The following is a 21645-nucleotide window of genomic DNA, read 5'->3' on the forward strand; positions in this document are numbered from 1 at the left end:
ATCCATCAGTACTTAAAATTGTAGAACCTAAATTTGGAATAGAAAAAACGCCGGGAACTGCACTGATGAGCGCGGTTGCCGGCGAGCTGGTTTTAAATGAGAGTGATTTCGTGTTGCTTGGGCTTCTTGGCGATGAGCTTGATGATGCCACAGTCTTCGAGGAAGTCAAGTGTGCGCCGAGTTTTGGCCATTGCAAAACCATTATCCTTATTATTCCGGATGATTTCATTGTCCTTAATTCCCAGGGAAGGAGCATAGGAAAAGAGCTTTGATTGTGCGAGATATGACAAGGTCTGCTGGATCAGCTGAGGACTTAATGTCGTTGGAAACTTGGCGGAGTGTTCTTGGATCCATTTTGAAATTGTCTGTTCAGCATCATTCAGCAACGCTTTAAGCTGGTTGAGAGTCGCAATATTTTCCTGCTGCTGGCTGGTTAAAATTTCGAGTAAGGACTGGATAAAGAGGGTTAAGTCGGCATAATTTTCGGCATTGTCGGCCACAATAAAATCTTTATAGTATTGCTGAATGTGGGCATGAATGGCGGTGGCCACAGAGAAGCCGGTGAAGCGATCGTATTTACTGGAAAGATAAGTAGATAGCAGATAGTGCCCCATTCGTCCATTACCGTCAAGAAATGGGTGGGTGTTTTCAAAAAAGAAGTGCGTGATTAACGCCTTATACAGGGCCGGCATACTTTCATCATTCATGAATTTGATGACACTGCTCATTGCTTGCTGGATTTTTTCTTCGTCTGCAGGTGGCCGGTGAACCACCTTGGTAGAAGAACTGATTGTCAACAGTTCACCATTTGTGAGCCGGTCACGAAAGATTTTACCGTTTGGCTGACGGTCAGCAGCCAGCTCTCCTTTTAGTAAGGTGTCATAAATCCGACGGAAATCAGCTAAAGTTTGGATATAAATTGGCTTGCCATATTGCGTTTGCTGGTAGAGCTTGATAGTTGATCCCAGGCGCTTTTCCGAGGATTTGCCACGCTGGCTTGCCAAGAGATTGTTTTCCTGAATGACAGTCCCAATTTCGATCTTGTTAGTTTTAACTCCTTCAATATCGTTGGTGTAGAAGATTTCAGATACCAGGAGTGAATTTAGAAATTGACTGATTGCCAGGGGAGGGAGCTGGGATGCAATATGGTTGATTGTTTTAGAGTTAAACCGAAATTGATCGGCGAGCGTGAGAATCTTTGGGAGTGGGAGAAAGAAGATTGGGTACTTACTCGTTTGGCTTTCATCACGGTAGGTTAGGAGGGGGTATAGGAACGTTTTTTGAACCGCATAGTTATCGAGGCGAGCATTGTATTCATTTTCTGCAATAATCCGCGGATCATCACCATTGCTGACGGCATATTTGTATTTGGCAAGCGGTAGGTACTTCATGGCAAATCCTCCAAAACTCGTTATTTGAAGATAATTATAGCATTAACACTTGATGAAAACTCCCAAAACACAATTTTCGGCCAATAGGATTTTTAAAAATGACATAAAAACTTCGAAAATGCGATTTTCGAGCAATAGGATAATAGAGGATACTCTAAAAAGCTCAAAAAGTTATTTTGGAGGAATAGCCAGCAAATCTAATTCAGGTGCGGGGATTGTGAAAAATTCATTTCGTCGGTTTTTCCGTATTTATTAAGTAGAGCAATAAGTATGGGGTGACCAAGGTGCAGAATAAGATTAGTATCCAGGATGACTTTGTCTTTGGGAGCGTGATGAGTAATAAACGATTGTGCCAGCGCTTAATTCAGTTGATTTTACCCGAATTGAAGATTGAGCGGATTGAATTTCCAACGGTTCAGAAAACCATTCAGGAAACCCAATTCAGCCGGGGTGTCCGCTTTGATGTTTACACGAAGGACCAGGATGGGGTAGTGCACGAGATTGATATGCAGGTCCGCCATACTCGGGGCCTGCCACAACGGGTTCGTTACTACCAGGGCCGGATCGATAGTGAGATGTTGAAGCATGGGCAGCAATATGTGACCCTCCGTAAATCCTACGTGATTTTTATCTGCCCGTTTGACCCGTTCAATTTAGGTCGGCACCGGTATGATTTCAAGAATTTTTGAAAAGGGACAAGTCCCTTGAGATGGGAGACGGGCGGACGGCGATTTTCCTTAATACCAAGGGGCTGAGGGATTAACTCGGTCTCTTTACTATATTTAAAGGTGAAAATGCGACAGCGCAGTAGATAGCTGGCAGGTCAAACGCTGATAAATCAGCATTTGACCAACCCCAAATAGGCTTGCTGCGCGGCGTAGCTATCCTTGCGGAGGTGGGGCTACGAACTAGCCAAGCTAGTTCTGCCCCACTCTCGAAAGACTTGCGCAACTTCCTCGATTACGTGGATAATAAGGATGTAGAGAACGATGAGTATGTTGATGAGTTGAAAGATTACATCCACAATCTAAGTAAAAATACGGAATGGAGGAACGAATACATGGACAACCAGACTCATATGATGTTCCACGACGAGGACATTCGTGAAGAGGGGAATCGCTGCTGGAAAAATGGAAGCTATCCGGGGCATGATTGCCTTAATGCGCAATAATGGCATTGCTGAGGAAAAACTAAAGCCGCAAATTCAGGCCCAGTTCGACTTAACCGACGCGCAGATGCAGGAACTATTTAAATAAGACCAAACAAAAACTCCGCCCAGCGCTAAAATTGCGCCTGGCGGAGTTTGTTTACTTTAAATTATGGGTTCAGCCGGTTCAACATCCGTGGGAACGGAATGTTTTCCCGGATGTGGTCTTGCAGGGTTACCCATGACAGGAACCGTTCGAGACCCATCCCGAAACCGGAGTGCGGGACGGAACCGTACTTGCGGAGGTCATCGTACCAGCCGTAGTTTTCCTTGGACAGGCCGTTTTCTTCCAGCTTGCTGGTGATGTAGTCGTAGTCGTAGGACCGTTCAGAACCCCCGATAATTTCACCGTAGCCTTCGGGAGCCAACAGGTCGGCACAGATGACTTGCCGGTCGTCCTCAGGGTCAGTTGGCATGTAGAAGGCCTTGATTTCCTTTGGATAGTTCTTGATGAAGACTGGCTTTTGGAATTGGTCGGCCAGGTAGGTTTCTTCTGGTGAACCAAAGTCGTCGCCGTACTTGACGTCCAGACCACCCTTTTGCAGCATATCGATGGCTTCCTTGTAGGTGATCCGTGGGTATGGCAGTTCGGTGAACGGCTTCAGGCTTTCCACGCTCCGGCCAACCATTTCCAATTCAAGCGGACAATTGTCAATCAGGTCCTGGATTAGGTAGGCCACGTATTGCTCTTGGATTTCTTCACTTTCTTCTTCGTGGCACCAAGCCATTTCTGGTTCGATCATCCAGAATTCCATTAGGTGCCGGCGGGTCTTGGACTTTTCAGCCCGGAAAGTTGGGCCCATCGTATAAATTCGACCCAATGCCATCGCACCGGCTTCCCCATAGAGCTGGCCTGATTGTGACAGGTAGGCGCTGCGGTCAAAGTAGTCGGTTTCGAACAGTTCGGTTGTCCCTTCTGGCGCACTCCCGGTCAGAATTGGGGCGTCAAACTGGGTAAAGCCGTGCTTGTTGAAGAATTCCATCGTCGCTAGCTTGACCCGACTCCGGATCCGCATCAGAGCCCATGGCTTGCGAGAACGCAGCCACAGGTGGCGGTGATCGAGCAGGAAGTCGATCCCGTGTTCCTTGTTACCGATTGGGTATTCATCGCTGGTGCCCACAACATCGATGTCCGTGATATGGATTTCATAACCAAACTTGGACCGCTTGTCTTCAGCGATTTCCCCGGTAACATAGAAACTGGTTTCCTGGTGCAGGTCGTGCTTTGCCAGTTCAAATGTTTCTTCGTCCACGTCGTTCTTCCGGATAATTCCCTGGAAGAAGCCGGTGCCGTCCCGTAGTTGCAGGAAGGCAATCTTCCCGCTGGACCGCTTATCAGTTAACCAAACGCCAATGCGAACCGTTTCACCCACGTGCTGTGGGGATTGACTGATCGTAATTGTTTCCATCAAAAACTCACTCCTCAAAACTTAATTACAGAATCTGAATGTGTGCCTGAGCGCACTTGTCGAGCATCTCTTGGGGCCAAACGCTGGCTTGGACTTCGCCGACATGCGCCTTGCCCAGCAGAAGCATACATAACCGGGATTGACCGATCCCACCACCGATGGAGTACGGTAATTCGCCGTTCAACAGCATCTGGTGGAATGGCAGTTTCGCCCGGTCTTCTTCACCGGCCTTCTTGAGCTGTTCCCGCATCGACTCTTCGCTGACCCGGATCCCCATGCTGGAGATTTCGAGCTTGCATTGCAGCGGCTCGTACCAGAAAATGATGTCGCCGTTGAGTTGCCAGTCGTCGTAGTCGGGGGCCCGGCCATCGTGCGGCTTGCCGCTCCGCTTGAGCTTATCACCAATCTTCATTACGAAGATGGCACCAAGTTCCTTAGCAATTTTATCTTCCCGCTCCATCGGGGTCAAGTCTGGCCAGCGGTCTTCCAGTTCCTGGGTAGTGACGAAGTGGATTTCGTCCGGCAGGTGGTAGACGGCTTGCGGGAACTTGTACCAAACTTCGTGTTCCATGTGCTTGATGACCTTGAAGATGGTCCGCACGGTGTCCTTTAGAGTTTCCTCGGTTCGTTCGTCCTTGGCAATGACCTTTTCCCAGTCCCACTGATCAACGTAGATTGAGTGGAAGTTGTCGAGATCTTCGTCCTTCCGAATGGCGTTCATGTTAGTGTAGAGGCCTTCGTGCATCCCAAAGCCATACTTCTTGAGTGCCATCCGTTTCCACTTTGCTAGCGAGTGGACAACTTCAATCGTTTCACCCGGCAGGCCTTTCATGGTAAAGGAAACCGGCTTTTCAACCCCGTTTAAGTTATCGTTGAGCCCGGTGCTCTGTTCAACAAACATTGGGGCGGACATCCGTTGCAGGTTCATCTGGCCACCAAATTCATCTTGGAAGGTTTCCCGGATGTAGCGGATTGCTGCTTCGGTATCCCGAATCGAAAGTCGTGGGTCGTAGTCTTTAGGAATAATTAACGTCATAATCAACACTCCTTTGATAAGTCCGGGGATAAATAAAAAGCCCTTCGTCCCCTTAGTAAAATCGAAGGGACGAAAGGCTTTATTCCGCGGTACCACCCAAGTTGCCTAGGAATACGGGATTCCTAGACCGCTTTTTCGAACGCAATCACGTTCTACCGGTGTGGTAACGTACCGGGGACGGCTGAGCCTACTTTAGTCTGGTGACTATTTGGGTCAGCGGCACTGCGAGAAAGTGTTTTTCGCACGTCCAGGGTCGGCCGGTCTCGCACTATCACCAGCTCACTTAACGAATGCGGCGTGTTACTCGTCTTTCTCATCGCTTTTGAAATCTTTAATGATATTCTAACCTGTTTTTTATAAAATGCAAGAACTTTTTGCAAATTATTTTGGGGCGGTCCAGGTCATGTGGACATTCGCCGCGTCCTGCTGACTGGTGACAAAGCCGTGCCGGTGGTAAAAAGCAACTGCTCGCTGGTTTTGGGGATAGGCGTCCAGGGTTAGCTGCTGGTGATGCCCTTGGACGAAGGCTAATAGCTGGCTGCCGATGCCCTGCTGGCGATACTTGTTCGCCACGAACAGGCCGGCTAGGTAGTCGCCGGTCAGGCCGATAAAGCCGGCAATGGTGTCGTTGGTGGCAATGTAGCAGTAAACCTCGGCGTCTTGAATCGCGGCCCGTACCGCTGACAGTTGCTCCTGCCAATATTGCCTGCCAACAAAAGAGTGGGCATCGAGGTTGCTGCTCAGCCAGATTTCCATGATGGCGTCGAGGTCAGCTGGTTTCATTTTCCTAATCATTTCCGAACCCTCCCTTCGCTACCGGATACTGAAACGCAAAGCGGACTATTTTCATTATAACGGGGACGTGTTAGAATAACGATAACTTTGGGTACTTGCAGGCGATACCTAGACCAACATTGCCGCCGATGGAAAGGATCAATTATGCGGATTAATGTTCTTCAACACACCCCTAACGAGGGACCGGGAGCAATTCAAGCCTGGGCAGACGAGCGGGGACACGAGTTCTATGTCTACCATCCTTACCAGTTCGGCAACCTGCCGACTGCTGAGGAGACGGACTTGCTGGTTGTCCTCGGCGGCCCGATGAGCCCTAATGACGACCTGCCCTGGATTAAGCAGGAGCGGGTGCTAATCAAACAGCTGCTGGCCCAGCACAAGCCGATCTTCGGTGCCTGCTATGGTGCCCAACAGATTGCCAAGACCCTCGGCTACCAGATTGGCAAAGCGTCGCACAAGGAAGTTGGCTGGGCACCGGTTTACCGGCAGTCAACGGCGGTTCCGGGGATCCCAGAGAAGTTGGATGCCCTCCATTGGCACGAAGAAATGTTTGAGGTGCCCGATGAAGCTCAGTTAATCTTCTCCAGTGATTTGGTAAAGAACCAGGGCTTCCTCCTGGGCGACAACGTGATTGGTCTGCAATTCCACTTTGAACCGCTGGCTGATAACGTCCGTGAGATGGCGGTCAACGACGACCAGTACCCCCTCGAACACAATGACCTTCACCAGACACCGCAGGAAATTATCGACCACGGTGTCCCGGCAGAGAACAAGCGGGTGATGTTTAGCCTGTTAGATTTTATTACGAAATAAGATGTAAGTATGAAATAAAGGAGTTGCGGCAAAAACTTGCTACAACTCCTTATTATTAACGGTCTAAATTAAGATTTAAGCGGGCCAGCTGTCGCAGAATAATCAGCACCAGGATGGCTTCCAGCGGCCAGGAAATAACTTCCTTGGGTACCCGGATGGCCAGCAGGGCGGTAAATGCTCGGCCGGTGCTGGACGAGCTGAGGCTCATCAGGTAGACCCACAGCGTCGTGAAGAAAACGTTGGTTACCAGGATCTGGACGAATTCGTAGATAAAGACGCGCTGCCAGGTAACCTTTTGCTGGTAGAGAAAGAGACCAGCAATCACGCCGGAAACGAAGGCGGAAAAGGTGAAGCCAGGGAAGAACATACTTCCGGTATTCAGAATGGTGTTACTGATTAAATCGTTAACGACCATTGCCATTCCGCCAATCCATGGTCCAAGGTAGTAACCAATTAGGGCCGTCGCGATAAAGCCGAAGCTGAATTTGAGGACGGCCGGATCACCGACTGATAACTTACCGAGGATAATTTGCAGGGCTACCAGGAGGGCAGCCAGGGTCAAATGCCGCGTAGTAAGGCGGGGACCCGAAAATGATAGGATTGACATCATCAACACACTCCCTAGAAAATTTTATTTTGTTAGGGAACCATCGACGGTTGTCCGTGGTGAATGCGGAAAACCAAAGCAGCCAAGCGGCCTCCTTCCAGCGTTCACATTCCGTTCCGCTGGACAATAACTCTGGAGTTCCTACCCCAACAATCGGTAGTATACGATTAATCCGGATAATAAGCAATAGTTTTGTTTTGATTTAACGTTAAACCTGAACGATTAGCCTAATGACAATGTTCGTCCTTCGACTGTGAACAAATTCACGTGGCTTAAAGAAAGTGATAAGAAGCGCCAAAATTATTACAAACGGACGGCGACGTTATAAAATAGAGAAATTGAATTCAGCGAGCGAATCGGGAAGGGGGAAACCATGATGCAGAAAAAACGAGCAAGACTGCTGACAATCGTGATGGCCGTGGCCCTCGGCGTGCTGCTTATCGCGACCCAATTCGATCAGCAGGTTCATTATGTTAATCCAGGCACGCTTAATCACCATTTTTTCTGGCGTCGGGGATGGTACTACGACGGCACTGACTGGGCATACGTGCGGGGTGGTCGCAAGGTAACCGGTAGTCAGAAAATTAACGGCGTCCAGTATCACTTCCGGGCGGACGGGCGGCAATACGAGTTGACAAGCAGTCAGGGCAGCAACCAGCGGGCAACGCCAAAGTATATCATTTTACATGACGTTGGCAGTCGGGCGACCGGCCAGCAGGCAGCTAGTTTTATGCAGCGGACCGCGAACAGTAACCAGGCTTACACGAACTTTATTGTCGGAAATGGCGGCACCGTCTACCTGATGAAGCAGCCAGGGACCGTTTCCTGGGGTGCTGGAACGACGGCCAACCAGAACGCCCCGGTCCAGATTGAACTCGGTCAAACCAGTAGCGCGGCGACCTTTCGCCGGGACTACCAGGCTTACGTTGCCCTGGCGCGGGATATGGCCGGGAAGTATAATATTCCGTTGACCCTCGATCAGGGCCGTGCTGGCACCAAGGGAATCAAGAGTCACCGCTGGGTTAGTCAGCATATCTGGGGCGACCACCAGGATCCCTATGAATACCTCGCGCGTTTTGGGGTGACCAAGCAGGAATTAGTTGATGACTTAGCAGGATAAATGAAAATGAAGCGTCCAATGTTCTATTTTAAGCATTGAACGCTTCATTATAATTTTATAAGCAGTAATTTGCTTAAATTGCCTTAGCAACCGCGGCATTAACCGCTGCTTGTTCTTTTTCTACCAGGGCGACCTTGCTCTCGATGATCCGGATGTCCATCTTGATTTCCCGGGTCAGACCGGGGGTGTCAATCTTCGGTTCAAAGAATTCCTTGAATTCGGCGAGGCGGGCCGGGGTGTGGAAGATTCCAGCGGAAACGGTGATGAAGCTGGCAAACTCCATGTCACCACCGACCGTGTCTTCAAGCCACTGCCAGTCTTCGCGGAGCCACGACCAGGCAGCTTCCTGACCGGCGTTGTTCGCCAGAACACCACGGTACCAGGCACGGAGGTCCTGCGGCTTGATGACGTTGGAGTCCTTGTAGTGACCGATGATCGTCTTAATCAGTTCTGGGTCGGTCGTGGTCGGGATTGCCATCCGCAGGTCAGCCTTGTAGCTCGGGTCGGTCGTCTGCTGGTAGGCGGTCAGCAGCTGGTCGAAGAGTTCGTGGCTACCGAAGTTCTGGACCTCATTTTTCAGAATCAGCCCCCGCACATCCGCGGATAGGCTGGCGAGCTGGTCCTGATTGTCGATGAAAATCTGGTGGGCCGCTTTAATGGCTTCCTCGTTGTGAGCGTAGAGAGCCGCGTTGAGGACGTATGGCCGGGTCAGCTGGTCATCGTTGCTTTCGCCGTCCTTTGGCAGCCAGCCGAGCCGGGCTACCTGATCCTGGCTGAGCAGGTTAAAGAAGCGTTTGAGCTGCTTTTCTTCTGCTGAACCCGGCGTTGCGAACATCTTGAGGCTGTTGGCGATATGGTAAAGTTCGGCGTTAACGATGGCGGAATGGGAATCTGCAAACCGGGTCAGGAGCGGCAGCAGGGCGGCGTATGAGATCTGCTGTCCCTCGGCAAGCAAGCGCAGGTCTTGGAGTAATTGCCGCTGGCTGATGGCGTCCAGCTGATCAGCGTGGTCCAGGATGTCCTGGAGGAGCTGGTCGTCGTACTTGACGATGAAGTGGGAGTTATTGCCGACATTAAGGCGGAATGGTTCGTCGGCGGCCGCCCGCATTTCTTGGTAATCGCCCAGGACGACTTCCCGATCGGCCATGATCTGTGGGGCGGCCGGGTAGTTGCTGTGGAGCGGAATTTGCCAGGTCCGGCCGGTATCCTGACCGTCACCGATAAAGAACTGTTGTTGGCTGAGTACGAGTTGACCCTGGTCATTCACCTTCGCTATGACGACGGGGTAGCCGGGCTGTTCAAGCCAGGAGTGCATAATCTGGCCGATGTTGAGACCGGAAGCGTCGCCGAGGGCCTGCCAGAGGTCATTTCCGGCGGCATTATTGTATTGGTGGGCGGCGAAGTAGTTCTTCAAACCCTCCCGCAGTGCTTTATCACCAAGGAGTGCCCGCACCATCACCAGCATCCGCGATCCCTTAGCGTACACGATTGCCGGGTCGAAAATGGAGTCGATCTCGGCCGGGTTGTTAACGTCGACGTGGACTGGTTGAACACCGTCCGTGGCATCCCGTTGCAGAGCCATTGGGGCTTCAGAAGTCTGGAATAGTTCCCAGATTTTCCATTCGGGGTGGATGGCGTCAACGGCGACGTATTCCATCATGTTGGCAAAGCTCTCGTTGAGCCAGAGATCGTCCCACCACTTCATCGTAACCAGGTCACCAAACCACTGGTGGGCCAGCTCATGAGTAATGACGGTGGCGACCAGCTGCTTCATGTCAAGCGAGGTGTTGTCGGGGTCAAGCAGGAGGTAGGCTTCCCGGTAGGTTACCAACCCCCAGTTCTCCATCGCCCCAGCAGAGAAGTCGGGCAGGGCTAGTTGCCAGGAGTGGGGCAGCGGGTACGGGGTTTGGTAGAAGTCCTCGTAGAATTCAATTGCCCGCTTGGCAATGTCTAAGGCAAAGTCGAGTTCCTTTGGCTGGTGGGCCTTGGTTGCGAAGACGCCGACCCGGACACCAGACTTAGTTGTGGTCAGCTTGCTTTGGAGTTCACCAAAGGCAAAGGCAACAAGGTAGGTCGACATTCGAACGGTTTCGTCGAAGTAGTGGACACCGTTTTCCTCGTGATTCTCCGGCATGTTGGCAATGATCGTTTCGCCAGGGTGTTCATCGAATTTGATCGCCAGGCTGAAGGTCGCTTTAGCAGCGGGCTCATCGACGGACGGGAAGGCCTGGCGAGCGGCGGTAGTTTCGAATTGTGTTCCGATAATCTGCTTCTGTTCGCCGTTTACTTCGTAGTAGGATGGGTAGATTCCCATCATGGTATCGGTCAACGGGGCCGTGTAGTCGACGCTTAGTTTGACGTCGCCGGCTGCCGGAAGGGTGATTTCGACCGCTTCTTCATCGTCTTTGACGGTAAAGGGTACCGGTTGCTGGTCCACAGTGACCGCGGTGATGTGGAGGTACTTTTGATTTAATTTGATTACGGGTTGGCTAGCGTGACCGTTGATGGTCGTGGTTCCCGCAATGGTCTTTTTCGCCCGGTTGATGTCGAGGTAGACATCGTAATGGTCGGGCTGGAAAAGGTCATAGAGTCGTGTGTTTTCTGCCATAAGATTATTCCCTTCTTTTGTCTAAGATAGGTTTATTATACCGCGTTGGGGATGGATTCCGCTGGCCCTAAGACCTGAAAATGAAAAAGGCCGGGAGCAATCCCAGCCAAATAAAATATTACAATTCCTTCTTAATCCGTTCCAACCAGTTTGGTAGGGCCTCGCTCAGGCTGTCGTAAGTTTCCTGGAAACGGTGAGTGATCCAGGGGTCAGAAATCCAATGACCTTGTTTGCCCGGAGTCGTTTCATAAATTCCGTGAACCTTGCCAGCGAGTCCGGCCGGGGCCATGTCCTTAGCGTCGACCATGTTCATCTGGTCCATCACGATGATGTAGTCTGCTTCTTCGTAGTCCCGGTCGTTGAGCTGCCGGGCAATCATGCCGTCATCAGGGATGTTGTACTTGTCCAGAATTTTCTTCGTTCGGGAGTCGGCAGGGAGGCCCGCGGCAATGTCACTGGTCCCCGCGGAGTCAACGGTAATTTGGTCCTGGAGGTTAGCGTTCCGGACCATTTGCTTAAACATCGCCTCCGCCATCGGTGACCGGCAGATGTTGCCGAGGCAGACAAAAATAACTTTCATTTTGTGAGCTCCTTTCAGTGTGCAAACGCTATGCGACAGTATTAGATTATACTGGCTCAGGCGCGATTATGCAGGAGCGGGGGCTTGGCCAATATCGCATACCCGGTTAGGCAATTGTTAATGAGTCGGCGTACAATGAACTATCACAAAAAGCCCTCTGCTATTTGCCAACTGGGCAAGCAAGATCAACATTTTGGTGAACTATTGCGCAACGTTAACTTTGAAAATCACGACCAAGTCACCAAAAAGGTGTTGTCGCAACAACTAAAGGCGCTGATTGCGGCTGGAATAGTGAGCCGGACGATTATCCCAACGATGCCGCCCCAGACACAGTATGCCCTCACCCCGGTCGGCAAACAGATCCGTGAATTGATGGTAAAGCTGTCGCTAGCGGGAGAGCAGCTGGTTAAAGAAAACAACCCTCAGGTGACGATTGAATATTCGTATGGCTGTATTAGTGAGCCTGGTCTTCACCCACGAAAAGAGTAATATGTTATAATGAGATTGTTGGGTTAGCCCGGCAATGAATTTTTGGAGAATTACTCAAGTGGCTGAAGAGGCGCCCCTGCTAAGGGTGTAGGTCGTGCAAACGGCGCGAGAGTTCGAATCTCTCATTCTCCGTTGTGTGAAGGTCTTCCGTTGGGGAGGCCTTTTTTAGTTGGGTGGATAGGTATTCAGCAAAAAAACGCTTTACAAACAGAAAATGCAAGTTTACACTAAAGATAAATTCAAACGCAATTTTCTTCGGGGCCGGGTGAAATTCCCAACCGACGGTGACAAGGCAACTTGAAGTCCGTGACCTGCTAGCCAACAGTGGTTAGTGGCTGAACCAGTGCGAGTCTGGTACCGACAGTATAGTCTGGATGGGAGAAGAAAACGCTGTACACACTATCAGTTTAAAAGATGGCCCCGGATAGCACGCTTGTTATCCGGGTTTTAATTTTTAAACCAGGAAATCAACCTAGTGCAGACCAGCAGAAAACGCCCCGTGAGAAATCGCGGGACGTTTTTTTGATGGGAAGGTGACGTGATGAATGATGAAGATTTGATGGGACTAGCAGTCGCGGCGGCCAAGCAGGCCGGAGTGGCAACCTGGCGGAACCCCGGGGTCGGGGCCGTGGTGGTCAAAAACGGTCACGTGCTGGCAACGGGCCATACCCAGCCCTATGGCGGTCCCCATGCGGAGCGGGATGCCCTCAGCCAACTTGCTCCGGGACAGGCTGCCGGAGCGACCCTCTATGTGACCCTGGAACCCTGCAACCACTATGGCAAACAGCCGCCCTGTACCCAGCTGATTATTGACTCTGGGATCCAGCGGGTAGTTATCGCCCAGCTCGATCCCCACGCTTTAGTCACTGGTAAAGGGGTTGCTGCCTTGCGCCACCACGGGATTGAAGTGGTGACCGGGATCGGCACTCAGCAGGCAGCACAGGTTAACCCGCACTATAACTTCTTTTATCGTCACCACCGTCCCTGGGTGACCCTCAAACAGGCGGTGAGTCTCGATGGTCGGATTAGCGCCGGGCCTGGGCAACGGACGGCAATTACCAACCAGGCGGTTTACCAGCGGGTCCACCAAGAACGGGCCGGCTTTCAGGGAATTGTCATCGGAAGCACGACGGCGATTGTGGATGACCCAACCCTGGTGCCGACGCCCCAACTCACCCACCTGCCGATCCGGGTAGTGCTGGATCGCCGGGGCCGGTTGGCGGACTATCCTGACCGTCAGCTTTTTCGGGACGGCCTGGCACCAACCTGGGTGTTTACCGAAAGGAAATCCTTGCCCGACCGCCTCGGTCCGCGGGCATGGGTCTTTGTGTTACCGGACTGTTCGGTACCGGCGGTCGTTCAAGTGCTGGCCGAAGAAGGCGTTCAATCATTGTATGTTGAGGGCGGGCCAACGATTCAAAACGCCTTCGCCCGGGCTGGACTGGTGGAGGAGGTCCTGACCTACCTTAGCCCGGTCATGCTTGGCCAGGAAGGAGTGCCGGGCTTTGCGCCACCAGAAACGTGGAAGTTTCAGGACCAGCAGCTAGAACTTTTAGGAAACAACGTCCGAATTGCGGAAAGGGAGCGGCAAGATGTTTAGTGGATTAGTTCAAGGAACTGGCAAAATTACGGAGTTGCAAAAGCGGGGCGAGACGATCGAACTGACGCTGGCGCCGACGAACGCGGAAATATTAACGGAACTGGCAATCGGGGACTCGGTCGCCGTTGACGGCACCTGCCTGACCGTGGTTGCTCGGGACCAGCGAGCGTTTCGGGTGACCTTGATGCCCCAAACCTTTGAGAAGACGACCTTTCGGGAGCGGCACACCGGTGACCTGGTCAATTTGGAACGGTCAGTGCAGGTCGGTGACCGCCTGGAGGGCCACATTGTTACGGGGCACGTCGATGAGGTGACGCACGTGGTCGAGCGCCGGGTCAATGAAAACGCGATTGAGGTCCGCTTCGCCCTCCCACGGCGGCTCCAAGGCCAGGTGGTTGCCCAGGGGAGCGTCGCCATCAACGGGGTCAGCCTGACGGTCATGGCGGTCGGTCCGGATTGGTTTTCCGTCGGTCTGATCCCGCATACCCAGACCGTGACCAACCTCGACCAGCTCCAGGAAGGGAGTTTGGTTAACTTGGAAACCGACATTTTAGGCAAGTACGTTGTCGCAAACTTGCAGAGAGGAGCGGAATAAACGATGGACGTTAAGAAAATACAAGCAGCGATTGAGCAGCTAAAACAGGGTGGGCTGGTCATTGTCATGGATGACCTTGACCGGGAAGCCGAAGGGGATTTAGTCGGCCTCGCTAGCAAGGCCACGCCCGCTAAGGTCAACTTCATGACCAAGCACGCCCGGGGGTTGATGTGTGTGCCAATGGCGCCCGCCGTGGCGGACCGGCTCGAACTGCGGCAGATGACGGTCGATAATACGGACCCGTTCGGCACGGCCTTTACGATTAGCGTTGACCACCATTCAACCACCACCGGGATTTCTGCTTTTGACCGCTGCCGAACAATCAGCCATCTGGCGGATCCGGCTTCCCGGAACGCTGATTTTTATAAGCCGGGGCATATTTTCCCACTGGTTGCCAAGGCTGGCGGGGTGCTGGAACGGAACGGTCACACCGAGGCGGCGGTCGACCTCGCTAAACTAGCAGGAGTCGAACCGGTGGCCTACATTTGCGAAATTCTCAAGGACAACGGTGAGATGGCCCGGTCGCCGGAGCTCCACGAAATGGCGGCCGAGTATGGCTTGCCAATCATCACAATCAAAGACCTGCAGGAATACCGGCGAAACCCGGTGAGTAGGCCGGTAGCGGAAGTCAAGCTGCCGAGCGCGTACGGCGACTTTCGCCTGCGCCGGTTTGCCGGTGACAACCTGGCCCTCATCAAGGGTGACCTCGCTGGTGAAGAACCGGTCCTGGTGCGTCTGCATTCGGAGTGCTTTACCGGGGATGTTCTGGGGTCACTCCGCTGCGACTGTGGTCCCCAACTCCACGCGGCGATGGAACGGATCAGCGCGGCTGGTCGGGGCGTGGTCCTCTACCTGCGTCAAGAGGGGCGGGGCATTGGCCTGGCGAACAAGCTCCGGGCCTACCGTCTCCAGGAGCAGGGTTACGATACCGTGGAGGCCAATGAGCAACTAGGTTTCCGACCCGATGAACGCCAGTACGATTTGGCCGCGAAGATGCTCAAACAGCTCGGGGTTCGCCGGGTGGCCCTTTTGACCAATAACCCGGATAAGATCGGCCAGTTACGACTCGACGGGATTGAAATTACCCGGCGGGTCCCGCTGGAAATTCAGCCTAACCGGTATGACCGGCACTATCTGACGACGAAGAAGGAAAAATTTCACCACTTATTAACATTGGAGGCAGATTAAGATGAATGAATACCAAGGAAAATTTGACCAAACGAACCTGCGAATCGCAATTGTAGTGGGGGATTTTAATTCGACGGTGACTAGCCAGCTGGTTGCTGGGGCGGTTGGCACTCTGGAAAAGTTCGGCCTGGCGAGCGACCGGATCGACGTTTACCATGTTCCGGGGGCCTTTGAGATTCCTTTCGCGGCCAAGCGCTTGGTGGCGACTGACCGCTACGACGGCGTGATGACCCTTGGGGCCGTAATCAAGGGCGGGACCGACCACTACGACTTGATTTGCCAAAGCGTCACTAAGGGGATTATGGAACTCAACCTGCAGGGGAAGGTGCCGGTGACCTTTGGAATTTTGACGACTGACAACATCGACCAGGCCCTGCAACGGTCCGGCCTCAAAATGGGCAACGAGGGCAGTAGCACCGCCCAGAGCCTGCTAGAGATGATCTCCCTGGCGCGGCAGATTGGGTAAAATAAATCCGCCTACCTGGTTATTGCAACCAAGTAGGCAGATTTTGCATTAAGTTAAAATAGGGCCACTAAAGCGGTAAGGGCAGGGCCACTAAGATTAAGTAGACGATTCGCTTCCATAACGGCCATTTTTTATCTTTTAGGACGTCATCAAACATTCTGCTCACTCCTTTTTCATAGCAGTGACTATTAATATCCCAGCATTGACCACCATGAGGAGAATATAGGGATAAAATAACCATCCAGGTGCGGTATCCCAATATTGATCAAAGATTACCAAGCCAATTAGGAATAAGGCATTTATTGATGAACAGATTGCAATGACGGAACTGCGGTTATTTGCTTTCATTTAGTCCATCTTTCGCTCCTAGCCGAACTGCTACTTTGGCGCTAGCTTACGTTTCTCACAGTTGTACCCTTCAACAAAGTTTTTAACTTCCGTTAGTCGCTTTAGCGTGAGCAAGTTTGCAATCTTAACTAATAGCAGAGGGTAGAATTTAAATCTGCCCCTATTTTGGAAATCCCGCCGCGCTTGTTGCTGACCCATCCAAAAATCGGAAGCCGGATTGGCCTGGTTGGCTTCGTAAGAATAGTTTTGGTCGAATTGCCCGTCCGCATAATTCTGTTTTACGTAATCATGGAGTTGCTTTAATCGCATTTTAATCCCCTCAACTTTTAATTTTAGAATTATGATATCAAATCTATTGAAAATGGCAAATTGAATTTTGCATCAAAAGAATAAAATTAAAGAAATCCAATAAAACTCTTTAAATCTAATTCATTTTTAATTAAAATACATTCAACAATTAAATCTAGCAAAAATACTGGTAGTAATGTAGTAGTTGTTTAGCGGTGTCACAGAGAGCGCTGGTGGTGAGAAGGCGCGATGACTATTCAACGAAAGATTATTATTTAAGCAGCTACTTCTTGAGGTAGCCTGGTAGCACCCATTACCGTGCAGCGTATCGCAGTCATTTGCCGTACGTGTTGAGGATTCAGTTGCGAAGCTGAATTGAAATTAGGTGGTACCACGAGCTAATCGTCCTTTATTCGAGATGAATAAGGGGCGATTTTTTTGTTAGAGCATTACATTCAATAAAGGAGCGTGTTGATGATGAAGTATGGAATTATTGGTGCAGGAGCAATGGGTGTTCGCTACGGAGCAATGATGCAGGAAAATGCCGGAATTGACGTTGACTATATTGAAACCTGGGAACCCAATATCGAACGAATCAAGGAACAAGGCGGGGTGTCAATCGCCCGGGACCACCAAAACCGCCACATTATCCCCGTCAACATTTACCGGCCAGAAGAGTATCACGGTCATCCGGACGTCTGGATTATCTTCAAGAAGCAAATGCAACTGGCTGAAGAGCTGGAACGGGATAGCAAGGCTGGTATCTTCCATTCGGACCAGTACGTTTTCTCAGCGATGAATGGGATGGGGCACTTTGAAAAGATTGCCAAGTACTTCCCCGCTGACCACATTATCTGCGGGACCGCGATGATCGCGACCCGGATGGATGCGCCTGGCGACGTTGATTTTATGGGTGCGGAAGGTTCCGAACAGATGCACATGGCCCAGTACAATAACGAACGGCCGGATGCTGTCGTCCAACAGGTCTTCGACGACTTTACGAAGGCTGACCTGGGTCCCATCTTCGCTGACGAGTGGAAGGGGATGTGCATGTCCAAGGTCGTTTTCAATGCCGTCTGCAATACCCTTTGCACCATGTTTGAAATCCAGATGGGGCGGTTTATCGCTTATGATGGCGTGAAAGAAATGGCCCGCCAGCTTTTTGACGAAGCGTTCGATGCTTGCGAACGGGCCGGGATTTACCTGATTGAGTCGCGGCAAGAGGAAACCGATTCGGTAATCTCAATCTCCCAAGCATACAAGTACCACTACCCGTCGATGTACCAAGATTTCAGCAAGGGGCGGCCAACCGAGGTTGACTATATTAACGGCTACATTGCCAAACTGGGCCGGGAACACGACTATGTCTGCAAGACGCATGAATTCGTCGTCCACGAAGTTCACCTGGCGGAAACCATGCGGCAGTTTAAGCAGTCGGCTCAGGCTTAGTGGATGTTATTGATTGTTACAGGAAAATAAAAACTCCCATAGTTGGATTTTGTCCAACTATGGGAATCCACTTCAGGGATTGTAAATCAATTTCAGACGTTTTTTTAGGACTTCATTTGGATTGATATATCAGCATCCAGCTCTAAAAAATTTGCATTAGATTTGGTGGTCTGTGGAATAATCTATTCTAAGTCCGGCATTATCCGATGAGGTTATTCAAACGTTTCCATTATGGATTTTCTAGTTTGTTTCATCTGAGAGCCAATACATTGCTGACTCTGAGTAATGTTACCTTGCCAACCTGGAATATTGTGTAATTGCAACGGCCAAAGCGGAAATTATTGAGGATAGTATCCTCTACTTCGTGTAGGATGTTGGTATCTTTGATGGGTAAGACGAGTTGTTTCATTCTTCCCAGCCTTCCATTACCAGCTTATGAATGTATTTTTTATCAGAAGTGTCAATATTGGCACCCAGTTTGGTTAATACAGTAGTTCCTCTTTTTGGACGGTCAATTAGGTGAGCTTTATATAATGATGTGAGGGCAAAGCTCATTCGATTTTTAAAAGGCTGATATTGGTGTCCAGTCTTTTTGGCGGTTACTGATTTAAGCGAATCATTCGGGATTTCTTCAACGTTCTTCACTAGGTACTCAGCAATTTGTGGGCGTGTTACAGGTTGCTGTAATTTTTGTAGGTATTTGAGGATTTCTATTTCAAGGAAATCCTCTTTTTTGTAGTTTGTAAGATTTTTGTATTCTTGCATTTATGTGGTTCCCTTCGAATATAGGTGAAAAGTATATAGAAATAGCCCCTAGAATTCAATCATCTTCATCATCACTGTAGCTAATATGATTAATAGCTTTAGGCTTTAAGGTATCTGATACATAATCTTGGCGAAGTTTATCGTAATCTCCTTGATCTTTACAATCATCATAGTCAGACGGATTATTTTGCAATCCCCACTGTTTAATAAAATTAGTTGTTAAATCTAATGCCTGTATATCATATAAATTAAAGGTATATTTATCATCATCATCTTTAATGGTTACAGTATTAGTATTCTTTAGCTGTGCATTCTTTGCTGCATGGACTGCTTCATACCAGTAAAAGTCACTACCATAAATTCTTTTCCTATCTGGTAGCTTATATATTTATAAGCAGATTAGAAGCTGTTTTGTTAAGTTTTATATGATAATATTCACCATCACCATCGTTCTCATCATTATTCATGATATCGGTAATCTTGCTTTTATAAGTAATTGCATCGTTAGCTTGAGCTGATTGATTAAAGCTCAGACATACGAAGAATAGTAAGATGAATACACCTAATATCAATTTTAAACTACTTTTATTATTCATTTTAATAAAATCTCGCGTAATTATTTTCATTTAATACTGTTTGCTTCTGTGTTTTTTGCAGATTCGGTCATATTTGACTTGATTTATATTAACCCTCAATACTATTTCATTTCAACAACTCCGGGTCAATCTCCAGCTGCCCGTGGTAGTACTTCCGGTCGTGGTCGCTGATTTTGCGCAGGACCCTGGCGGGAGTACCGACGGCGACGACATCGGCGGGGATGTCCTTGGTGATCACGGCCCCTGCGCCGATGACGCTATTATCACCGATTGTCACCCCAGGAACCACGATGACGCCGGCCCCGAGCCAGCAGTTTTTCCCAATGTGGATGGGAAGGTTGTACTGGTAGCCGTGTTCACGCAGTTCTGGCAGGATGGGGTGCCCAGCCGAGGCGAGGGTGACGTTGGGACCCATCATTGTGTGGTCGCCGATGTAAACATAGGTATCATCGACAATTGTCAGGTTAAAGTTGGCGTAAACATGGGCGCCCAGTTCCACGTGCCGGCCGCCCCAGTTGGCGTGGAAGGGCGGTTCGATGTAGGAACCCTCACCGACTTTGGCAAACATCTTAGTCAGCAATGTCTGTCGCTTGGCCGTTTCGGTCGGCAGGGTCGCGTTGTACTCGTACATCGGCATCATCGCCTTAGTCTGCTTAGCGAGAATTTGCGGATCTTCCGGGTCGTAAATCTGACCGGAGTGCAGCTTATCATCAATCTCCATTATTCGAAACCTCCGTAAGCGTTTTCTTTAATTCTACCATTTACCACCGTTAGCAAGGGTACCGGTCCGCAAACTTTTCCAAAGTTTAAGGGGCCGAATTTGTTCAAATCGTAAGCCTGATTTGCGGTATGATGGCAGGTAATTAGACTTAGAAAGCAGGTTTTATTATGGAATTTCGGAAAGCAGTTCACGCGGACTTGCCCCGCATTGTGGAAATTTACAACCAGATTATCCCGTCCCGCCTGGCCACTGCGGACCTGGAGCCGGTCACCGTGGCCGACCGTGAAGACTGGTTTGCTTCATTTACGGCCACCCATCCGCTGTGGGTAATGACCCAAGGAGACCAAATCATTGGCTGGGTTGCCCTCGAACCATTCTATGGCCGTCCCGCCTACGAACACACGGCCGAGATCAGTATCTACATTGACCAAGCGGTCCGCCACCAGGGAGTGGGTAGCCGGGCCCTGCAATTTGTCATTGACCAGTTGCCACAGTTGGGAATCACCGCCATCGTGGCCTACATCTTCGGTCATAACCAGCCAAGCCTCAAGCTCTTCCGCCACTTCGGCTTTGCGGAGTGGGGCAGTCTGCCGCGGGTTGCGGAATTAGATGGTGTGCAACGGGACCTCAAAATTTTGGGCCGGCGTTTTGATTAAGTAAAAATGGCTCCCGACATCCAAGTGCTGGGAGCCATTTTTAAATTATGTTAAACCTCCTTGACCGCAGTATCGATCGGCGTGTCACCGCTCCGCATCAGGATGACCTTACCGATGGTGTTGTCATTTGCCAGTACCGTGGCGAGCACCTGGGCAACGTCTGGGATCGGGTTGGTAGTATCGTCACCTTCGCCAAAGGTTACCTTGCCCGTGGCCGCTTCCTCGGTCAGGCTTGCCGGCTGAACAATCGTGTAGTCCAGGTCGGTGTTGTGGATCAGGTAGTTGTCAGCGAAGAATTTGGCGATGTTGTAGTCGGTGATCGCTGCGAGGGCAGGGTAGTCGGCCCACTTTTCCGGCTGGAGGGCGTACATTGAGCTGAGCATAATGTAGCGTTTGATCCCCGCCCGTTCGGTAGCTTGCATGGTCTTAACAGCGCCCATCGCGTCGGTTTGCAGGAGATCCTTGCCCCGGGAACCGGCAACGAAGTAGACAGCGTCAGCACCAGCCATCAGGCTAGCGATCTTGGCAACGTCACCGTGAAGGTCGAGGGTGACGGGAGTGACACCTGCCAGCTGGACGATCTTTTCGGGGTGCCGCGCGCCCGCGATGACTTGGTGTCCATCAGCAACGAGGTCCTTGATCAGGTCGGTTGCGACCCGGCCGGAGCCACCAGCAACAAATACTTTACTCATCATGAATTCCTCCCTGTGAATTTATTCAGTTATAGTTTAACTGATTGCTAGTTAGTTCGGAAGCAAAAGCAACTGGGGCTGCATTCTGAGAGTAGGATAAACCGTGGAACTAGCCCGGCTGGTTCGTCTCTCCACCTCCGTTGATGCACAGCAATCTTATTTGAACTATTACGCTGAAGCATTTTTATCTTTAAAACAGCAAAGGGGCTGTGACATAAGCCCGATT

Annotated in this window: 22 protein-coding genes, 1 tRNA gene, 1 pseudogene, 2 riboswitches and 1 other annotated feature; of the genes and pseudogenes, 12 read left to right on the top strand and 12 right to left on the bottom strand. The window is 50.6% G+C overall.

Translation table 11 applies throughout. The features are described 5' to 3' along the window. Positions 1–92 precede the first annotated feature (92 nt). Positions 93–1391 (bottom strand): Fic family protein, encoded by a 1299-nt coding sequence (locus FC49_RS08215; RefSeq protein WP_056984745.1) that lies wholly within the window; start codon positions 1389–1391, stop codon positions 93–95. Between the two features lie 284 nt (positions 1392–1675). Between FC49_RS08215 and FC49_RS08220 the strand changes: the two genes are divergently transcribed. Together FC49_RS08220 and FC49_RS10200 are read left to right on the top strand one after the other, a co-directional pair. Continuing rightward, positions 1676–2080 carry an Rpn family recombination-promoting nuclease/putative transposase gene (locus tag FC49_RS08220; protein WP_003712067.1) on the top strand — a complete coding sequence of 135 codons (405 nt, stop codon included), beginning with the start codon at positions 1676–1678 and terminating at the stop codon, positions 2078–2080. Positions 2081–2494: 414 nt separating this feature from the next. Further along, positions 2495–2647: a hypothetical protein gene (locus FC49_RS10200; RefSeq protein WP_003712031.1), complete on the top strand. Its 153-nt coding sequence runs from the start codon at positions 2495–2497 to the stop codon at positions 2645–2647. A 61-nt stretch (positions 2648–2708) separates the two neighbouring features. Here FC49_RS10200 and asnS read toward each other — a convergent pair whose 3' ends face one another. The 3 genes from asnS to FC49_RS08235 form a co-directional block, all read right to left on the bottom strand. After that, on the bottom strand, positions 2709–4007 hold the full coding sequence (gene asnS / locus FC49_RS08225) for an asparagine--tRNA ligase (protein WP_003712081.1): 1299 nt from the start codon (positions 4005–4007) through the stop codon (positions 2709–2711). A gap of 25 nt (positions 4008–4032) precedes the next feature. Beyond that, the gene (gene asnA, locus FC49_RS08230; protein WP_056984746.1) at positions 4033–5043 is read right to left on the bottom strand and encodes an aspartate--ammonia ligase; all 1011 of its coding nucleotides are present in this window, start codon (positions 5041–5043) and stop codon (positions 4033–4035) included. 62 nt (positions 5044–5105) lie between these two features. Beyond that, positions 5106–5369: a binding site (T-box leader), on the bottom strand. A 55-nt stretch (positions 5370–5424) separates the two neighbouring features. After that, positions 5425–5838, bottom strand: a complete 414-nt coding sequence (locus FC49_RS08235) for a GNAT family N-acetyltransferase (RefSeq protein ID WP_056984747.1) — start codon at positions 5836–5838, stop codon at positions 5425–5427. A 144-nt stretch (positions 5839–5982) separates the two neighbouring features. Between FC49_RS08235 and FC49_RS08240 the strand changes: the two genes are divergently transcribed. Next, positions 5983–6651 (top strand): type 1 glutamine amidotransferase, encoded by a 669-nt coding sequence (locus tag FC49_RS08240; RefSeq protein ID WP_003712044.1) that lies wholly within the window; start codon positions 5983–5985, stop codon positions 6649–6651. 55 nt (positions 6652–6706) lie between these two features. On the opposite strand, the gene FC49_RS08245 is transcribed toward FC49_RS08240, so the two are convergent. Then, complete coding sequence (locus FC49_RS08245; protein WP_275453045.1) at positions 6707–7258, bottom strand: folate family ECF transporter S component; 552 nt, start codon at positions 7256–7258, stop codon at positions 6707–6709. Between the two features lie 55 nt (positions 7259–7313). After that, positions 7314–7409: riboswitch (THF riboswitch) on the bottom strand. Positions 7410–7631: 222 nt separating this feature from the next. On the opposite strand from FC49_RS08245, the gene FC49_RS08250 reads away from it, so the two are divergent. Next, the gene (locus FC49_RS08250; protein WP_003712055.1) at positions 7632–8378 is read left to right on the top strand and encodes an N-acetylmuramoyl-L-alanine amidase; all 747 of its coding nucleotides are present in this window, start codon (positions 7632–7634) and stop codon (positions 8376–8378) included. 73 nt (positions 8379–8451) lie between these two features. Here the strand turns inward: FC49_RS08250 and FC49_RS08255 are convergent, their stop codons facing one another. Together FC49_RS08255 and FC49_RS08260 are read right to left on the bottom strand one after the other, a co-directional pair. Beyond that, complete coding sequence (locus tag FC49_RS08255) at positions 8452–10986, bottom strand: M1 family metallopeptidase (RefSeq protein ID WP_056984748.1); 2535 nt, start codon at positions 10984–10986, stop codon at positions 8452–8454. A 118-nt stretch (positions 10987–11104) separates the two neighbouring features. Further along, positions 11105–11566 (bottom strand): low molecular weight protein-tyrosine-phosphatase, encoded by a 462-nt coding sequence (locus tag FC49_RS08260; protein WP_003712121.1) that lies wholly within the window; start codon positions 11564–11566, stop codon positions 11105–11107. 135 nt (positions 11567–11701) lie between these two features. Here FC49_RS08260 and FC49_RS08265 point away from each other — a divergent pair, with 135 nt between their 5' ends. From FC49_RS08265 to ribH, 6 genes are all read left to right on the top strand, one after another. Beyond that, positions 11702–12055 carry a winged helix-turn-helix transcriptional regulator gene (locus FC49_RS08265; protein ID WP_056984749.1) on the top strand — a complete coding sequence of 118 codons (354 nt, stop codon included), beginning with the start codon at positions 11702–11704 and terminating at the stop codon, positions 12053–12055. 44 nt (positions 12056–12099) lie between these two features. After that, a tRNA-Ser gene (locus FC49_RS08270) sits at positions 12100–12187 on the top strand. Positions 12188–12302: 115 nt separating this feature from the next. Next, positions 12303–12445: riboswitch (FMN riboswitch) on the top strand. A gap of 151 nt (positions 12446–12596) precedes the next feature. Beyond that, the gene (ribD, locus tag FC49_RS08275; protein WP_003712038.1) at positions 12597–13655 is read left to right on the top strand and encodes a bifunctional diaminohydroxyphosphoribosylaminopyrimidine deaminase/5-amino-6-(5-phosphoribosylamino)uracil reductase RibD; all 1059 of its coding nucleotides are present in this window, start codon (positions 12597–12599) and stop codon (positions 13653–13655) included. Next, complete coding sequence (locus tag FC49_RS08280) at positions 13648–14250, top strand: riboflavin synthase (protein ID WP_003712119.1); 603 nt, start codon at positions 13648–13650, stop codon at positions 14248–14250. The genes ribD and FC49_RS08280 overlap by 8 nt, the downstream gene beginning before the upstream one ends. 3 nt (positions 14251–14253) lie before the next feature. Further along, complete coding sequence (gene ribA / locus FC49_RS08285; protein WP_003712092.1) at positions 14254–15438, top strand: GTP cyclohydrolase II; 1185 nt, start codon at positions 14254–14256, stop codon at positions 15436–15438. 1 nt (position 15439) lies between these two features. Further along, positions 15440–15904 (top strand): 6,7-dimethyl-8-ribityllumazine synthase, encoded by a 465-nt coding sequence (ribH, locus tag FC49_RS08290; protein ID WP_003712026.1) that lies wholly within the window; start codon positions 15440–15442, stop codon positions 15902–15904. 378 nt (positions 15905–16282) lie between these two features. Here the strand turns inward: ribH and FC49_RS08300 are convergent, their stop codons facing one another. Then, positions 16283–16561: a hypothetical protein gene (locus FC49_RS08300; protein ID WP_056984751.1), complete on the bottom strand. Its 279-nt coding sequence runs from the start codon at positions 16559–16561 to the stop codon at positions 16283–16285. Positions 16562–17017: 456 nt separating this feature from the next. Here FC49_RS08300 and FC49_RS08305 point away from each other — a divergent pair, with 456 nt between their 5' ends. Further along, positions 17018–17989 (top strand): ketopantoate reductase family protein, encoded by a 972-nt coding sequence (locus tag FC49_RS08305; protein WP_056984752.1) that lies wholly within the window; start codon positions 17018–17020, stop codon positions 17987–17989. 253 nt (positions 17990–18242) lie between these two features. Here FC49_RS08305 and FC49_RS10205 read toward each other — a convergent pair. The 3 genes and pseudogenes from FC49_RS10205 to FC49_RS08325 all read right to left on the bottom strand — a co-directional run. Beyond that, positions 18243–18398, bottom strand: a pseudogene (locus FC49_RS10205) (site-specific integrase); the annotation flags it as partial. Further along, positions 18395–18754: a winged helix-turn-helix domain-containing protein gene (locus FC49_RS08315; RefSeq protein ID WP_056984753.1), complete on the bottom strand. Its 360-nt coding sequence runs from the start codon at positions 18752–18754 to the stop codon at positions 18395–18397. The gene FC49_RS08315 and the pseudogene FC49_RS10205, both read right to left, overlap by 4 nt. A gap of 702 nt (positions 18755–19456) precedes the next feature. Then, positions 19457–20071 carry a sugar O-acetyltransferase gene (locus FC49_RS08325; RefSeq protein ID WP_056984755.1) on the bottom strand — a complete coding sequence of 205 codons (615 nt, stop codon included), beginning with the start codon at positions 20069–20071 and terminating at the stop codon, positions 19457–19459. A gap of 167 nt (positions 20072–20238) precedes the next feature. Between FC49_RS08325 and FC49_RS08330 the strand changes: the two genes are divergently transcribed. After that, the gene (locus FC49_RS08330) at positions 20239–20727 is read left to right on the top strand and encodes a GNAT family N-acetyltransferase (RefSeq protein ID WP_056984756.1); all 489 of its coding nucleotides are present in this window, start codon (positions 20239–20241) and stop codon (positions 20725–20727) included. Between the two features lie 50 nt (positions 20728–20777). On the opposite strand, the gene FC49_RS08335 is transcribed toward FC49_RS08330, so the two are convergent. Beyond that, positions 20778–21419 (bottom strand): NAD(P)H-binding protein, encoded by a 642-nt coding sequence (locus tag FC49_RS08335; protein ID WP_056984757.1) that lies wholly within the window; start codon positions 21417–21419, stop codon positions 20778–20780. Between the last annotated feature and the right edge of the window lie 226 nt (positions 21420–21645).

This window comes from Limosilactobacillus oris DSM 4864 (assembly GCF_001434465.1).
GTDB classification, from domain to species: Bacteria; Bacillota; Bacilli; order Lactobacillales; family Lactobacillaceae; genus Limosilactobacillus; species Limosilactobacillus oris.

Excerpts from the sequence above, each read along its gene's own strand:
- ribH (WP_003712026.1), top strand. The coding sequence starts at position 15,440 with ATGAATGAATACCAAGGAAAATTTGACCAAACGAACCTGCGAATCGCA.
- FC49_RS08240 (WP_003712044.1), top strand. The coding sequence starts at position 5,983 with ATGCGGATTAATGTTCTTCAACACACCCCTAACGAGGGACCGGGAGCA.
- FC49_RS08215 (WP_056984745.1), bottom strand. The coding sequence starts at position 1,391 with ATGAAGTACCTACCGCTTGCCAAATACAAATATGCCGTCAGCAATGGT.
- FC49_RS08315 (WP_056984753.1), bottom strand. The coding sequence starts at position 18,754 with ATGCAAGAATACAAAAATCTTACAAACTACAAAAAAGAGGATTTCCTT.
- ribA (WP_003712092.1), top strand. The coding sequence starts at position 14,254 with ATGGACGTTAAGAAAATACAAGCAGCGATTGAGCAGCTAAAACAGGGT.
- FC49_RS08250 (WP_003712055.1), top strand. The coding sequence starts at position 7,632 with ATGATGCAGAAAAAACGAGCAAGACTGCTGACAATCGTGATGGCCGTG.
- FC49_RS08335 (WP_056984757.1), bottom strand. The coding sequence starts at position 21,419 with ATGAGTAAAGTATTTGTTGCTGGTGGCTCCGGCCGGGTCGCAACCGAC.
- FC49_RS08305 (WP_056984752.1), top strand. The coding sequence starts at position 17,018 with ATGAAGTATGGAATTATTGGTGCAGGAGCAATGGGTGTTCGCTACGGA.
- FC49_RS08280 (WP_003712119.1), top strand. The coding sequence starts at position 13,648 with ATGTTTAGTGGATTAGTTCAAGGAACTGGCAAAATTACGGAGTTGCAA.
- FC49_RS08245 (WP_275453045.1), bottom strand. The coding sequence starts at position 7,258 with ATGTCAATCCTATCATTTTCGGGTCCCCGCCTTACTACGCGGCATTTG.
- asnA (WP_056984746.1), bottom strand. The coding sequence starts at position 5,043 with ATGACGTTAATTATTCCTAAAGACTACGACCCACGACTTTCGATTCGG.
- FC49_RS08265 (WP_056984749.1), top strand. The coding sequence starts at position 11,702 with ATGAACTATCACAAAAAGCCCTCTGCTATTTGCCAACTGGGCAAGCAA.
- FC49_RS08330 (WP_056984756.1), top strand. The coding sequence starts at position 20,239 with ATGGAATTTCGGAAAGCAGTTCACGCGGACTTGCCCCGCATTGTGGAA.
- FC49_RS08325 (WP_056984755.1), bottom strand. The coding sequence starts at position 20,071 with ATGGAGATTGATGATAAGCTGCACTCCGGTCAGATTTACGACCCGGAA.
- FC49_RS08255 (WP_056984748.1), bottom strand. The coding sequence starts at position 10,986 with ATGGCAGAAAACACACGACTCTATGACCTTTTCCAGCCCGACCATTAC.
- ribD (WP_003712038.1), top strand. The coding sequence starts at position 12,597 with ATGAATGATGAAGATTTGATGGGACTAGCAGTCGCGGCGGCCAAGCAG.
- FC49_RS08235 (WP_056984747.1), bottom strand. The coding sequence starts at position 5,838 with ATGATTAGGAAAATGAAACCAGCTGACCTCGACGCCATCATGGAAATC.
- asnS (WP_003712081.1), bottom strand. The coding sequence starts at position 4,007 with ATGGAAACAATTACGATCAGTCAATCCCCACAGCACGTGGGTGAAACG.
- FC49_RS08260 (WP_003712121.1), bottom strand. The coding sequence starts at position 11,566 with ATGAAAGTTATTTTTGTCTGCCTCGGCAACATCTGCCGGTCACCGATG.
- FC49_RS08300 (WP_056984751.1), bottom strand. The coding sequence starts at position 16,561 with ATGCGATTAAAGCAACTCCATGATTACGTAAAACAGAATTATGCGGAC.